Genomic DNA, 14,247 nt, shown 5'->3' on the forward strand with positions numbered 1-14,247 from the left:
AGGGCAAGGTTAATGTCGCGAGGTATTGGCTGGAGGAAGCTCAACGCAAATTCACGGGGTGATGAACAAGAACTGGATATGAGGTGTGACGTAGGCGGAGCCAGTGGGCACGTGACCATAAAGCTCTCCATCCACAATTGGCCTACGTTTTATAAATCCAGCATCTACGTGAAGAAAGTTAAATGTCTTACCCTGGGAGGTCTATGGGTTGTTAATGGAGTAACTGAAAACTGAGAGATTGGTTTTGACCGACCCATAGAAGTCAGCAGAGGGCATAGTAGGTAGATTTCGTGCTACTGAAGGCCTGAACAATTCTGGACAGTATTATTAATGCAGAGCTTGATGACTGCATCTGACAAGTAACTGAGTTGCCAGGAAAAAAAATATTTTTTTTTCTGGGTGAACATCAAACTGGAAACTTAATCATACATTGTCCAATTTCCCATCTCTTTTAATGCAGCGAATTCTAGATAGGAATAATCTGTTTCGAGCATTACAACAAGTTTCTCGTAACCAGGGTGCGCCAGGTCTCGATGGTATGACGGTAAAACAGTTGCCGGAACATCTTAAGCAGACTTGGATTGCTACCCGACAAAAGGTGTTAAGTAGTATCTATCGTCCTCAACCGGTGAAACGCGTCTTTATACCAAAAGGCAATGGAGGCCTGCGTCCATTGGGTATACCCACTGTGCAAGATAGGTTGATCCAACAAGCTATCGCACAGATACTCAGTGAGCAATGGGAGCCGAAGTTTCATGCTCTTAGTTTTGGTTTTAGACCAAATCGATCGGCACACCAGGCGATTAGACAGGTCCAAAACTTTGTCCGGCAAGGAAAGCGCTGGACGATCGATATGGACTTGAAATCCTTCTTTGATGAAGTGAATCATGACAGGCTCATGCTAACACTGAAGCAAAGCGGAATACCGGCTGATGTGCTGGGGTTGATAAACCGATACCTAAAAGCGCCAACGGTAGTCGATGGCAAGGTAATAGCTACAACAAAAGGCGTCCCGCAAGGTGGGCCGTTATCTCCGCTTCTAGCGAATATTGTGCTTAATGAACTGGACTGGGAGCTGCACAAGCGGCAACTCAGTTTTGTACGATATGCCGATGATTTCCAAATACTGGTGGGAAGTCATCGGTCTGCAGAGCGGATAAAAGTAAGCCTTACGCACTTCATCAAATGTAAGCTGAAGCTCACAGTAAATACTGAGAAGAGTGCAGAGGATCACTTCTGGAAGCGGAGCTTTCTAGGATTTAGATTGCTGAAGAAGGATGCCCGGATAAAGGTATCAGAATCATCGATTAATAAATTGAAGGCAAAGATCAGAATGATCACCCGCCGAACACGAGGCCGTAAGTTTACTGAGATCATAGAAGAGTTAAAGAAGTCCCTGCTTGGTTGGAAAGCGTACTTTGACATCAGTGAAGTACTGAGCCCTCTGAAAGATCTGGACAAGTGGATAAGGCGGAAGTTGCGATGTTATTTATGGAAGCAATGGGGACGTAGTGGTTACCGCAGATTAAGAAGGCTGGGCGTTGATCGTTTTTTAGCGTGGAACACGGCCAAATCAGCACATGGACCATGGAGGCTAAGCAAAAGTCCTGCCCTTTACAGAGCATTGCCAAATAGATACTTTAGGAACTTGGGGCTGCCGGAATTGGCAGATAGGAAGGGGAATAGAATTGAACCGCCATGGTACGTGACCCGTATGCCTGGTGGTGTGGGAGGAGGGGCATCGTGAGGTGCCTCCCTATCCCGATTAGCAATACGCGTTGACAGACGCTCCTTTGCAATAGGTAGCATGAAAAAAATTGATAAAATAAAAAGTTATTGTTGTATCGGCCTCTTCTATGCAGTGGAAGAGGCGGAAGGTGGTGACGAAGTTATAGTTAAATACACAAGCTCGTTTCGGGGGGAGTCCGTCTGGTATGTTGAAGTTCCAGATGGATCAATTGGTGGAAATCTAATTTCGTATTGCCCATGGTGTGGTTCTAAGCTCTCTAAAACACCATATCGAGTGCAAGGTTCCGAAGCTTGAGTGCTATTAAATTGCTAACAAGTCAATTAACTTCACGCCTTCGGCGCCGGACAGCTTACACTGCGCTTCGCTACGTTCCTGCTGCCGGTTATTGAGGCGTTAAGTGTTAGTCATGTCAGAACAAGAGATGGCATTTTTACTGGTTGCTCTAGTTTGTTTTTTATGTGTCGTAATATATTCTTACAAAAAGACCAGCAAACCATGTGAGCAGTGTGGTGGGAAAATGAGTCTTGTAAAGATTAGAGATCCAGCTGGCAATAATATAAATCCAAAAATCACTCTGTCATTTTATGTGGGACGAAGAAACTTGGAAGTGCAAAAATTGTGGGGTGTCAAAGATTATAAAGTACTGGGGGAGCTAGCAAGTGCTGTCCGCAACACTTAACAAGCACTAGCAATCCGACATTTATTCCGGTGCATGTTTTTTGTTCGCTACGCTCATAACACAAAACATGCACCTCCATAAATGCGGTTGTGGTGGGCGTTAGCCACCACATTAAGGAGATTAACCGTTGCTAAGTCTATTTAAGAAGAAAGAAAAGAAGGAGGAGGTCGAGCCTCAATTTATTGTGGTCACTGTAAATGCTCGACTTCAGCCTATGCACCGAGGCGAAATATACGAAGATCCGCTTGATGAAATACTTGCAAAAAATGCAGTAGGTGAGGTTTCTGGCGGGGGAACTCTTCAATCCCAGTCGGGTGAAATTGAGTATTGTGATATTGAAATTCAAGTTAGAGATTCTAGTGATGAAACCGTTGAATTAATTAAATCATCACTAAATAAATTGGGTGTGCCAAAGGGTTCTAAAATTAGAATAGAATCCACAGATTCAGACATTGAGTTTGGCACATTAGAAGGATTGGCCATTTATCTAAATGGTACAGACTTGGACGATGAGGTTTATGCTAAAAGCGACTCTAACCATGTCTATAGTGAACTAGACAGATTAACTCAGGGTGTGGGAAAAGTGTTTAGTTATTGGCAAGGGCCAACCGAAACAGCTTTATATTTGTACGGCACGTCGTTTTCTCAGATGAAGTCTCAAATTGCTGAGCTTGTGAATAATTACCCTTTATGTCAAAAGTGCAGAATTGAGCAGATCGCGTAAATATGGCTAACAAGTTGATGCTGTTCGTTCCGGCAACTGCGTTGCCTCCACCGGACCTCCGCTTCGCTGCGGCCGCAGATCAATGCGTTATGTGAATATATGAGTGACTATAAGAAATATATAGAACAATTAGGTTCACCTGATGAAGTAGTTCAAGACATGGCGGTAGCATATCTAGGGGATTTATTAGAGTTCCATAATATTCCTAAACACGAACACCAAGAAATTACGGATGCTTTAGTTAATCAGCTAAGGAATTGTTCTAGTGATACTGTTACAGACTCTATTTTGAGTTCACTTTGGTACAGTTCCGGTAGAAATCTAGATTTATCGACTCTATTCGAGTTTTTACCTGGCAAGATGACGGGCTTCAATGACTATTGCCTTTCTCAATCTATATACTTGCTTGGTACTAGCGGAAAAAAAGAATTTGTTGAGTTGCTGCGGCCCTATAAAAACCATCATTCATATTGGGTAAAAGAAGCTGCTGAGGAGGCTACAATTGAAATTGCAAACACATAACAAAACAAAGCATGTCGCACCTTCTGTGCTGGACCTCCGCACTGCGTGCTCCGGCCCATGTTTGCGGCGTTAAATTCTGAATAACGAAGTATCAGGACAAAAATATGAAAATAGTTTCTCTTTCTGTTTTAGTATTTGCCGTGTCGCAAACACTAGGGTGTGGGGTGAAGGTAGGCGTTGGCTCTGAGGATATCGGCCAGAGTGAAGGAGAGGCTCAATGTAGGGAGTTGGTCAAGAAAGAAAACTACTTGGAAGCAAGGGGGGCTTGCGAGGCCAGTGCAAATCAGGGTAGTGCTTACTCTATGTATGCGTTAGGAACAATGTATTCTAATGGTTTGGGTGGTAAAGAGAGTAAAGAAGCAGCATATACCTTTTATAAGAAAGCCTCAGATAAGGGACATGCACCGAGTCAATATAACCTGGCCGCTTTCTATCAACAAGGCCTCATAGTGGAACAATCGAGCCAGAAGGCATTTGCTCTTGTAGGAAAAGCGAGTGAAAAAAATTACGAGGTAGCCCTTGCAGATCTGTCGGTCAGATATAAGAGCGGTGTAGGGGTAGAAGTGAACGAGCAAAAAGCTCTGGCTTACTTGAAGCAAGCTGCCTACATTGGCGATGGACAGTCCATGTACAATTACGGCTATGCAATGATTGAAGGAGCATATGGCGAAAAGGACTCCGATGGCATAGTTTGGATGGTCGCTGGACTGGAGTTAGGTGCTAATCAAGGGTTGTCAAGTACTGAGTTATTTAATGAATTCGGTTTGTCGAGCTCAGAAGGTCAACAGATCCATGTTTTCGCAAAGCAATGCATAGACATGGTTCAAAAGAACCAGGCAATTGCCAGATCTAAGTACTTATAACCAAGCTACGGAATTTAACAAGAGCCGGCACAAGCGCGCACGTAGTGCGCTGGACTCGCAACAAGTTGCTCGCCTGTGCGGCAAGCGTTATTGTGGCGGTCGATTTTATTGATTTTTCGTAGTAACTGAAAGTTTAGTGCCACTAAATAGCAGCCAGTATTGAGCAGTTTTTATTGATTGCTATTCAAGCAGTTTCGCTCCTAGAGCGTTCGCTCAGGTGCTGTAAAAGAGGCAGTCCGCAGCAATTTCGTGGAGTGCCAGTAAGATAGGAATTGGTTGGGGAAAGTGCGGTATTCTTTCTTCGCAAATATTGGGCAGTGGCCAGCCAAAGTTGGCTGGCAGAGAGCAAGTAGGTTGTTCAGTGCGTGCCAGCTATAACCAGGCCAAGCAGGCTCGCCGAGCCCCTGTGGGGCTAGGCTGGACAGCCTACGCAGCGCGCTTCGCACGCAAACGCTCCGGCTGCCCCTGTTGGCAACGTTAGGCATCCAGTATGAGCAGAAACTTAGATCTTAATGCTGAAATAGTTGCTGGAAAGTCGGCGGCGGGATTTTATATTGGAATGAATCTCCATGAGATAGATCACTTACTCAAAGAAGCAGAAGTGATTGAGTATTTTCAAGGCTTCAATCTAGTACAAAAAATCAATGAAACTACAGAGTACTTTCTTTTAAAGCACTTTAGTGGTGATGCAGGTGGCTCTCTATATTATGGCAATGGTACCCTTCGCTTAGACTTTAATAGTAGCTCAGAGCTTTACTGCATCTATGTCTACCGCGGCTATCTCGGCAGTTACAAGAACGTCAAAATTGGAGAATCACTCAACAGATTGAGAGAGAATGAAACACTTCAATACGATGAAGGTGACGATATGCATTATCGCGTATCTCAAGATGGGGAATACATTCCTGGCCTAGCTATTATTGCCTTAGGGGATGAAGAGGGCAGCTCCAACGATGATCCAGTCGAAGGGTACTGTATACATGATTGGAGCAAACAAAATACCTAACAAGTGACTATGGTTACTCGTCAAGTTTTTAAGCCATACTTTCATCCCAGTAGGTGTTGTTTTTCACCATCGTATTCAGAATCGTAATCTGCTTTCTCATGCAGGCAATCAGAGCGACCTTTTTAGGTTTGCCAGCGTCGACTAATCGCTTATACATCGGCTTTAATTTGGGATGATGTTGTATGGCCGACATAATGGAAACAAACAGAACCGTACGTACACGATGCCTTCCACCCCTAATATGTCTCTTTCCCTGGAAGCTGCCGCTATCACGGTTCATCGGGGCGATACCGACAAGTGCAGCGATTTCTTTACGGTTCAATTTTCCTAGCTCGGGAAGTTCACTCATCAACGTATAAGCCAATACATTTCCGACCCCTTTAGCACTCAACAATAGGTCGCGCCTTTGCCGCCACTCAGACACACTGTTAACCAGTTTATCCAGTTGCTTGTCGATACCTTGTAGCTCTTTTTTGATGGTGTTTAGAATGGTCTGTATAGGTTTGTGTACTGATTTCGGCATTCTCTGAAGCCTATTCTTTTGCATTGTGCTCATCTCTAAACACTGACTTCTTACCGCCAGTAAGTCACTGATCTCCCTAAGCTTTTCTGGCTTTAGTACCGACAGCCTTGGCTTCATGGCCTCACCAAAATGTGCAATATCCATTGCATCTAGCTTGTCGGTTTTGGCGAGACGCCCTGCGGATTTAGCGAAGCTTCTTATCTGAGAAGGATTGCAAACAACAATAGGTAATTCTGCTTTGTCGGCGGCGCAAACAAACTCTAACTCGAGTCTTCCCGTAGACTCTATTAATACTCTTTGAGGTTTAAGAGGTTGAAGTTGTTTAATGGCATCCTTAATGCCACTTTTATCATTGGCAACACTAAAAAACTGGCCAGTAGGTCTCACATAAATATCGAGTTGTTTACTGCTGGTATCGATACCGACATTGATCTCTTGAGGTTCCATAAGATAAGCTATCTCCACCTTGCTATTCGGGCTCGAGGCCCACATGACTATCCGAGTTATGCCTAGTGAGTGCTTATCACGTTCATACTTGTTATCGGTCTTTTATGAACCGGCCAGGCAGCGAACTGTGATAAACAAGGCCTTCGGTGGCCGCCGAAAGTGGGTCTCAATTTACCCGTTAACGAAAAGGATTTTCAAGATCAGAATCAGACAAGAACAATCATACAAGGCCATGTTGTTCGCCCAGCTAGCTGGGCCGGACAGCCTTTCCGCTGCTTCGCAGCTACAAGTCTGCCGCAAATGGCGGCGTTAGTAGTGCATCATGATTAGAATAAACGGCCCTAAAAACAGAGATTGGTCAGAGATTAACTTCTATGATGGTGTTTATCATCGGAAGCACAGCCCTGAACCATTTTTTGCTGAAGCGAGAACGCTATCTGATGCGATAGCTAAATATTGTGAGAACTATAAGGTATCGATAAAAGAAGAAGAATTCCTTGGCGAGGTAAGACTCCTTCATAAGCCATTAAAAAAGAAAAAATCCGTTGGAGATTTTGTTAAAGTTTTTGTTATCAGAAACAGAGATATGTTACAGCCAGAAGAGTGGGAGAGTTTTACCTTAGAAGAAGGCGACATAGTTGAAATCAAGTAAAATATCTAACAAGCCGCTTAAATACGTTCCGGCCACAAAAAAGTGGCCTCCACTGGACTCGCTAACGCTCGCCATTTAGCGGAGCGTTATGTGGCCACATGAATTACTACATACTTTCAAAAGATTTTTACATAGGTCAATCGAGGCTGGAGCATGCTGATTTAGGTGTGGGCATGGTTCATGGACGTTTTATACAAGGTCCTGACTATCAAAAAGTAAAAAGTGTTTTTAAGCTATTCGCCAGCGAGCAATATGATGAGTATTATCAAAAGAGAGATGATCTGGAGTTGATGCTTCAAGATGAGTCAGGTAATAAAATTTCCACTGACTTTATTCATATTGAAGATTATTCTCCAGAATTTGAAGAGATTAGTGTAGAGGTCAAGTTAGTAAACGGCCAGTCATGGGCAGGTATTGAAAACACATAACTAGGCCAAGCAGGCTCGCCCAGCTGATAGCTGGGCTGGACGGCCTACGCGCTGCTTCGGCCGCCCCTGTTGGCAACGTTAGAGCTAAGACTTACCCACGTTTAGTAGACACCCTGTATAGTTAGGTTTAGGCCTAACACGGAGGTGTATCATGGGTAAGAAAAGAACTCAGGCGTATACGGAGGAGTTCCGTAGAGAAGCAGTTAAGAAAGCGGAAAAGCCTGGAGCAACAACGGCTTCTGTGGCGCGAGAGCTAGGCGTCAGTGCGTAGTAAAATTGTATCTGGCAAGTTTATTTTAAGAGGCTATTTGATATGTAATTCAATGGCATGGATCATATTGAATATTCAAAGTGATAAATAGCTGAGGTTTACTAATAAAAAGGACGTATTTAACGTTCGTTAAGAGGTAACGTTACCTTGGTAAAGGCCTCTATCCTATATAATTCACGAAGAGTGTACAGCGGTATACCTGATACACTCGATATGTCAGTAATTATACTGCTTAGAGTTTAAAGATTTTTCAATTGATAAAATTTTCATTTTGGTATGCCTGGAAGGGCCTTTGTGGATTTATTGATTTTTTATTATCACAATGAATGATAAGCTCTGATGGTCAGCATAAAAGATAAGATATATGCTACAGTCGGTAGCATCTTTAGTTAGATTAAGTATGGAAATATTGAGTCATGGAAGTAGACATAGTTACATTTATTTCTTCATTGGGGGTTTCTTCTTTTGCTGCTGTCTGGCTAACAAAATTACTTGTTTCTCATCGGCTTAAAAAAGATTTGCAAGTTCATAGGGTTGAGCTTGAAAAATCACTTGATGCATTTAAAGGTAAGCAAAATGGTCAAGTTAGGAAAGATGTTGAACTATATTTAAAACAGCATGACGCAGATATTAAGTATAATTTTGAGGCCAGGGCTCGTCTTTATCACGCTATTGGGCCATTGAAATTTCAGCTTTTGTTGGCTGCTCGAGACTTTAAAGTAAGGGTGTCAGAGATGCCAAGAAATCCATATAGTATTAATTTGGATGGGCATTATGGTAAAAGTACCATATATCGTTTGGCTAGACTTCTCTGTCTTTCAGAGCTTATAGAAAGCAAGGTCGCGTATGCTGATTTTGCTGTAGATGATTCATCGATTAAGTTACTAGAATTTAAGAAGTCTTTGTTTGTTATGCTGTCTGGCTCAAAAGTGATTTGCCATCATCCTAAGGCTAATTGGAAAACACAAAAAGAACATATATTTTTTGATGTACTGTCGAATATTGGTAATGCTCTAGTTGTTCATGAAGGTCAATCAATAATGCGATGTATGTCTTTTTCAGAATTTTCTGACGAGCTTGTGAATATTGATTTTGTGAATAAACTTTCGCCCCTTGTTGATGTCATGTCTGGGTTTTGTCTCAAAGATACACCAATTCTTTGGGTTAGATTATCTTGTATTGCCGTACTGTGTAACAAATTAATCGATGAAATTGGACGGCCAGTTGGGTTTAAATATACTTCTATTGATTTGGTTTCTCTTTTAAAAAATAGTGATGATAAATATATTCATTGTAAAGCTGATAAGTATGTAAGATTATGTCGTGAAACAATGAGTGAGGGACTTTAGTTGGGTATATGATAATAGGCTCGTGTATAATATCTTCTAAATATGACATGAGTGTTATTTAATATTAGGTTCTGCCTATGCTGCCAGATTAAATCTATTTAATTGATAAATCCAAGGAGCTTGTGGAAGCTTGGAGTGAAGTATTTGAAGATGTTGAAATTGTAGACGTTATCGAGGGTGATTTCTTTTCCGAGTCAGCTGATGCAATAGTTAGCCCTGCCAATAGCTTCGGAATTGTGGATGGAGGGTTGGATCTGCCAATTAGGGATAGGCTCGGTTTTCAAGTAGAGGATCGGGTGCAAGCACGGTTCAAATACGACTTTCATGGAGAACTTCCGATAGGATCAGCAGTAGTAGTACCTACCTCCCATGAGAATTGGCCATATTTAATGTCAGCTCCAACTATGCGAATGCCGGAAGATGTTTCCAATACGCTAAATGCATATTACGTTTTTCGAGCAATCTTAAACTCCGTGCAGCTATTTAACCGATCAAACTTCCCGGAGGGAATTAACTCGATTCTATGTGGGAACAGGTATAGATAACTTATCGGCTAGGCGCTGTACAGGCCATATGTGAGCAGCCTATAACTCCTTATCCAAGCCTTCAAGAATACCCAGTTATACAGAAATACATGCAACATATAAGAGGGATGCAATTAGCTTGCTAGTGCATAGTAAGTATCTTTATAGAAAGTGAGTGAAAAATAGTCAGGAAAGCCTTAAGCTGCATTGAGTTGAGAAGTACATCTTCTTTTAGCAGATTAAGGCTTTAGGCATAAGTACCAGTACTAGGGGGATACTCTATGGCGTTTGATTACGGCTCGATTGATTTGGGCCTGAAGAACCCTTTTAAGAAAGAAGGCCGGGTTACCGCAATTAGGGGGGGAGTTCAGTTCATTGTTGCCCTAATCTTGCTGTTTATCGCTGCTGGCCAAGTGAAGTCGGACCCCGTAAGTGGTTGGGTGCTTGTCGTAGTGGGGGCAATCCTGCTGGTCGGCGGTATAAGGGCTCTATCAGGCGGTATTTTGGCCTTATTGCGCTTCTTTGTAGGTCGAAATCATCCGGTATCATTAGCTTTCAACCATTCTAAATCTGAAACGAGTACGGCATCAGAAGAGAAAAATGAAGTGGCTTATACCGCTTCCGGCTTAGAAGAGATGTTAGTTGGCCGTAAGAATCCAACCTTTCTAGAGCCTAAGGGCTTCTTGGCTCGGGTATTACACAGTATCTTCCCTAAATTGCTTTATATGCCATACCCCATTCGAAATATGGCTCAGGCACAGTTTGGCGCATGGGTAAGTACATTAACTGTCTTGCTCTCTTATGTCATTGTCGCTTTTATTTGTCTCAGTGGTTTTGCTGGTGATATGGGAGAAAAGCTATTCCCGATGTACTCTGCCATCGCTTTACTTTATACATTGATTGTATGGCACTCTGCGAGTAAAGGTATTTCACGGGAAGCCCAGAAAAGTGTAGCGAGCCTTACGGGGGGAAGTATTGCAAAAACGATATTATTCTCGATTGTGGTGCCTCTGTTGCTAGGATTGGGTTTAAGTTTAGGCGTTGAGGCTTTTAAGGGGGAAGGTACTACTTCCCTAGATGAAATAATTAGTGTGTCCGGTGTATTGACTGAAGCTTTACCGAGCTTTAGCCCGTTCTTGTATATTCTTGGGGTTATATTTGTAGGCGCTACTTGTAGTTTCGCTGTTGTCTATATGCTGCGCTTTAGAAGCGAAATTGCAAACCCGGTCACTGAGGTTTCCGAGTTAAGGGATAACTGGCAGGAATCGGTTCACCCGAAGGAAATCTTTATAAACTTGGATAACCTTGTGATGGCAAATCGTCGTTATAAGGAAGTGCCTAATCGTATTTACAGAGAGCTTGATCCAAAACTTGAAGAGCAAGTGGATGGTAAAGGTTCATTCAATGGGGAAATGATACAGGAAGTACAACCTACGGTTCGTCCTGTTGATTTGGGTGATAAATTCAGGCTGATTCGGGATATTAGTCTTTTCGCAGGTAATGCGCTTTATATCGTTGTTACTGCGCTAGCTATTTGGCTGGCATACTCTTTGATTGATGTTATTCACTTCTTTCAGCCGGAATCTCTTACAGCCATTAAACAGGAGTTTGGCGCCTTAGACGAGGAAGCTGGCCGCTTAGCTCTGCTAGAACAGTATATTTCAGCAGGTGGCGCTCTCTGTATGACGCTAATTCACCTGCTATTGATAGGATTTATTCTTAATACATTTGCTCGATTGTTGGTCAACGCGGCACATATCTTCTTTGCTGAGATGCAGTTTGAATCACTATTGGTGTATTTTAAATGCGAAGGGACATTCACTGAGTCTAAGATCTCAACGGGCACTGGAATACATGACAGTACTCGTTCTGAAAATGTACTAGTCAGAAGTTCGATTACGCCTTGGGTGATTGTAACCAGGGTTGTCTCCAGTACATTTGCCGCATCTGGCATGAGAAACTTGGAGTATCCAAGGCATATACTTGAAATGCATAAGTCTGAACGCGACTTATCTGAAATCAGGGATGACGTAATTAGTTTCTTGAAAGATAGAGAGTCTATTGCCTCCATTACAAGCAGCAGAGACTTGGAAAACACTTCGAATATTCATGCTATTAATCAGCAAAGTCGTGCTCTGCCAATGACAGAACAGGGACAATTAGCTCAAGATGAAAATGCGGCTGGTTATTTGAGGCAAGAAGATAAGGACACGGTTGAGTAGGATTTACAGCCTTTTCTTTGGCTCTACTGTCACTTACTTTGAGTGAAAGTGATAAAAAAAGCTGGCAAGGTTCGGAGTCTCTGGACCAGAAAGAGAATTCCTGGTACCCCTTGCCAGCTGAGGGTACTAGGCTAGCAAATTACGTATTTTTAGTAATACTGAGCCCCTAAGATTGACCGTATTTGCTGGTAGAATTACAGAAAAGTACTGTTTTATCTTTACTGTTAGGTACACAAGACCACTTTTGTTGGTATTTAACAAGCTAGGTTATTACTCTGGAAGCAGCTCTAGCACTGTGTGAGACTCTTCTTTTGTGACTTTCAGATTATAAGATTTGCTCAGACAGAGGACGGTATCTTCTATATGATTCAGGTCATAAACTCCACTAACAAGTAGTCTACTAGTGTTCTGGTCTCTCGTCACAAGTGGTGTATTTGTAAAGCGATTTAGCGATATTAGAAGTTCTGTTAATCTGATGTTATCAGCCTTTGTAAATCCACTTCCCCAATCCTTATAGCTGGAAACCTCAAAATCTTTGATTGCACCGGTGTTGTGCTCAGTTACTTTGAGCATCTCCCCTTTCTTTATTTCGGCGCGATTTTTATTTTGTTTTATTGGGCTGACGGTGATATTCCCTTCGAGAACAGTGACTTCTGTTACTCCATATCGCTGGTCAATATTGAAAGTGGCTTTATGTGTACGGATCAATGCTTGTCGTGATTCTACTATAAATGGCCAGGTTACCTCTTTACAAATGCCTATTTGGGCCGCCCCATTTAATAGACGTATGCGTCTGCGTGTCTCTGAATAATTGACGAGTACTTTAGTTGTGGCGCTCAACTTTATATGGCTGCCATCGGGGAGGGTTTGTTTAGATATTTCCTTGGGAGCTGTTTGGTAACGGCATTTAAATGTCTCCCGTGTCTTTAAATCTTCCATACTTTTCCCCTCGGCTTGGCTCGAAAGCAGAATTGGTCCTTATAGGTGGGACCTTAGTCCGTTTTATATATTTTATTGTGAGCGCCTGACTTTTTATTATTCCACCTGATTGGGGAATTAATAGGGCATGCTTGTCTCCGATACTGGCTCTTATCTTGCGACGCTTTCTTTTCTTTTTTAAGGGGGATTTGTTGTGGTTTTATTAAATGGTCATGACTAGAGAGCTATTTCGCTGTGTTTTACCGTATTACGATAAATTTTATCTGCTTGGAGGTAGGTTATCTTGGCCTGAACCGGCGATTGTTGCTGTTTTGTGAAATAAACAGGGGGCTAATTAGGGTGGCCTGGGTTACTTTGTGATAGGCGATTCAGAGAGTTTCCACGGGGACACTTACTTTTTCGATGTAAAAGAGCTTTAAACGCCATCAGGGACTAAAGTTGGAGACGTATGAGTTTGGTACATGTGTGATATTTGGCATAAAGATTGCTCCTTTTATCTTGTGGGTAGAAGTTCATATTGTTGGAATCGTAAAGGAATTGTTCATCAAGGGAGCTGAAAATGTCGTCACTCTATTTTTCATCGCATGCCATGCCACTTAGAGTCCCAAGTTACTGCTGCTTTGAACTTGGGTCCTGTTCGGACATAGAGTATGAAAGTTATAAGATAGCTTTGTTTAAAAAGGGGATTGCGCTTATCCATCTCAAATTTTCTGATGATTCTGCTGAAGTGATGGAGGATATTGTCAATACCATTGGTTTGGTACATGAGCATGATTCTATGGGGCGAACGGTTTGGGATGTGAGAATTGGTGGTGAGACAGGCGATGAGGCATTGGCTATATCTCATAGTGATAGAGAATTCTTTTTGCACAATGACGGTGCTTTTGAATCGGAGATGCCTGGCTACTTTGGTCTCTTCGTAGTGCACGCTGATATGCATGGCGGCGGAGAAAATATTCTTGTCTGTGCCGACAGGATAATCGAGAGCCTCTCCGATAAAACTTTCCAGGTGCTTTCAAGTAGTAAGTTTAAACTGCGTGTTCCTGAAGAGTTTCGTAAGTCGTCTGAGTTTATAGAGGCATCCTTAATTGATGAGAGTCACGGTTTCAGATACAGGTATGATATTATCGAGCGTGAGTATTGCTCTTCAGATGAGCTTGATGCTTTACGTGAACTGGAGCTAAAAATATCGTTGCCACATAATATGTTTAAGGTTAGGTTGAATAATAATCAGATATTGTTGTTGGATAATCGACGATACCTTCACGCAAGAACTGGAATAAAGGATAGGAAAAGGCACCTTAAACGAATACGTTTTAATATGCCTGCTATATCGAGGGTTGCTTAA

At 42.4% G+C, this 14,247-nt stretch carries 17 protein-coding genes; 15 read left to right on the forward strand and 2 right to left on the reverse strand.

The annotated features are described in order from the left end of the window. Nucleotides 1-12: 12 nt before the first annotated feature. From ACJJI3_RS22885 to ACJJI3_RS22920, 8 genes are all read left to right on the forward strand, one after another. On the forward strand, nt 13-234 hold the full coding sequence (locus tag ACJJI3_RS22885; RefSeq protein WP_444941031.1) for a hypothetical protein: 222 nt from the start codon (nt 13-15) through the stop codon (nt 232-234). A 220-nt stretch (nt 235-454) separates the two neighbouring features. Continuing rightward, nucleotides 455-1,747, forward strand: coding sequence for a group II intron reverse transcriptase/maturase (ltrA, locus tag ACJJI3_RS22890; protein ID WP_444942540.1), 1,293 nt, complete (start codon nt 455-457; stop codon nt 1,745-1,747). 60 nt (nt 1,748-1,807) lie between these two features. Then, nucleotides 1,808-2,044, forward strand: a complete 237-nt coding sequence (locus ACJJI3_RS22895) for a hypothetical protein (protein ID WP_444941032.1) — start codon at nt 1,808-1,810, stop codon at nt 2,042-2,044. A gap of 112 nt (nt 2,045-2,156) precedes the next feature. Then, the gene (locus ACJJI3_RS22900; protein ID WP_444941033.1) at nt 2,157-2,429 is read left to right on the forward strand and encodes a hypothetical protein; all 273 of its coding nucleotides are present in this window, start codon (nt 2,157-2,159) and stop codon (nt 2,427-2,429) included. Nucleotides 2,430-2,556: 127 nt separating this feature from the next. Next, nucleotides 2,557-3,153, forward strand: coding sequence for a hypothetical protein (locus tag ACJJI3_RS22905; protein WP_444941034.1), 597 nt, complete (start codon nt 2,557-2,559; stop codon nt 3,151-3,153). A gap of 99 nt (nt 3,154-3,252) precedes the next feature. Further along, complete coding sequence (locus tag ACJJI3_RS22910; protein WP_444941035.1) at nt 3,253-3,675, forward strand: hypothetical protein; 423 nt, start codon at nt 3,253-3,255, stop codon at nt 3,673-3,675. Nucleotides 3,676-3,779: 104 nt separating this feature from the next. Continuing rightward, nucleotides 3,780-4,538, forward strand: coding sequence for a tetratricopeptide repeat protein (locus ACJJI3_RS22915; RefSeq protein WP_444917896.1), 759 nt, complete (start codon nt 3,780-3,782; stop codon nt 4,536-4,538). 490 nt (nt 4,539-5,028) lie between these two features. Then, nucleotides 5,029-5,544, forward strand: coding sequence for a hypothetical protein (locus ACJJI3_RS22920; protein ID WP_444941036.1), 516 nt, complete (start codon nt 5,029-5,031; stop codon nt 5,542-5,544). A 28-nt stretch (nt 5,545-5,572) separates the two neighbouring features. Here ACJJI3_RS22920 and ACJJI3_RS22925 read toward each other — a convergent pair whose 3' ends face one another. Further along, complete coding sequence (locus ACJJI3_RS22925) at nt 5,573-6,514, reverse strand: IS110 family RNA-guided transposase (RefSeq protein WP_444941037.1); 942 nt, start codon at nt 6,512-6,514, stop codon at nt 5,573-5,575. Nucleotides 6,515-6,836: 322 nt separating this feature from the next. On the opposite strand from ACJJI3_RS22925, the gene ACJJI3_RS22930 reads away from it, so the two are divergent. From ACJJI3_RS22930 to ACJJI3_RS22955, 6 genes are all read left to right on the forward strand, one after another. Then, nucleotides 6,837-7,166 (forward strand): hypothetical protein, encoded by a 330-nt coding sequence (locus tag ACJJI3_RS22930; RefSeq protein ID WP_444941038.1) that lies wholly within the window; start codon nt 6,837-6,839, stop codon nt 7,164-7,166. Nucleotides 7,167-7,264: 98 nt separating this feature from the next. Continuing rightward, nucleotides 7,265-7,594 carry a hypothetical protein gene (locus ACJJI3_RS22935; protein WP_444941039.1) on the forward strand — a complete coding sequence of 110 codons (330 nt, stop codon included), beginning with the start codon at nt 7,265-7,267 and terminating at the stop codon, nt 7,592-7,594. A 151-nt stretch (nt 7,595-7,745) separates the two neighbouring features. Beyond that, nucleotides 7,746-7,865 (forward strand): transposase, encoded by a 120-nt coding sequence (locus tag ACJJI3_RS22940; RefSeq protein WP_444941040.1) that lies wholly within the window; start codon nt 7,746-7,748, stop codon nt 7,863-7,865. A 416-nt stretch (nt 7,866-8,281) separates the two neighbouring features. Further along, complete coding sequence (locus ACJJI3_RS22945) at nt 8,282-9,214, forward strand: hypothetical protein (protein WP_444941041.1); 933 nt, start codon at nt 8,282-8,284, stop codon at nt 9,212-9,214. 122 nt (nt 9,215-9,336) lie between these two features. Beyond that, a complete protein-coding gene (locus ACJJI3_RS22950) occupies nt 9,337-9,759 on the forward strand; it encodes a macro domain-containing protein (RefSeq protein WP_444941042.1) in 423 nt (140 codons plus the stop codon). Between the two features lie 260 nt (nt 9,760-10,019). Continuing rightward, nucleotides 10,020-11,960 carry a hypothetical protein gene (locus ACJJI3_RS22955; RefSeq protein ID WP_444941043.1) on the forward strand — a complete coding sequence of 647 codons (1,941 nt, stop codon included), beginning with the start codon at nt 10,020-10,022 and terminating at the stop codon, nt 11,958-11,960. Between the two features lie 270 nt (nt 11,961-12,230). Here ACJJI3_RS22955 and ACJJI3_RS22960 read toward each other — a convergent pair whose 3' ends face one another. Then, the gene (locus tag ACJJI3_RS22960; protein ID WP_444941044.1) at nt 12,231-12,899 is read right to left on the reverse strand and encodes a FecR family protein; all 669 of its coding nucleotides are present in this window, start codon (nt 12,897-12,899) and stop codon (nt 12,231-12,233) included. Nucleotides 12,900-13,458: 559 nt separating this feature from the next. On the opposite strand from ACJJI3_RS22960, the gene ACJJI3_RS22965 reads away from it, so the two are divergent. Next, nucleotides 13,459-14,247 carry a TauD/TfdA family dioxygenase gene (locus ACJJI3_RS22965; protein ID WP_282933761.1) on the forward strand — a complete coding sequence of 263 codons (789 nt, stop codon included), beginning with the start codon at nt 13,459-13,461 and terminating at the stop codon, nt 14,245-14,247.

Source organism: Microbulbifer maximicatervae (SeqCode) (assembly GCF_052466985.1).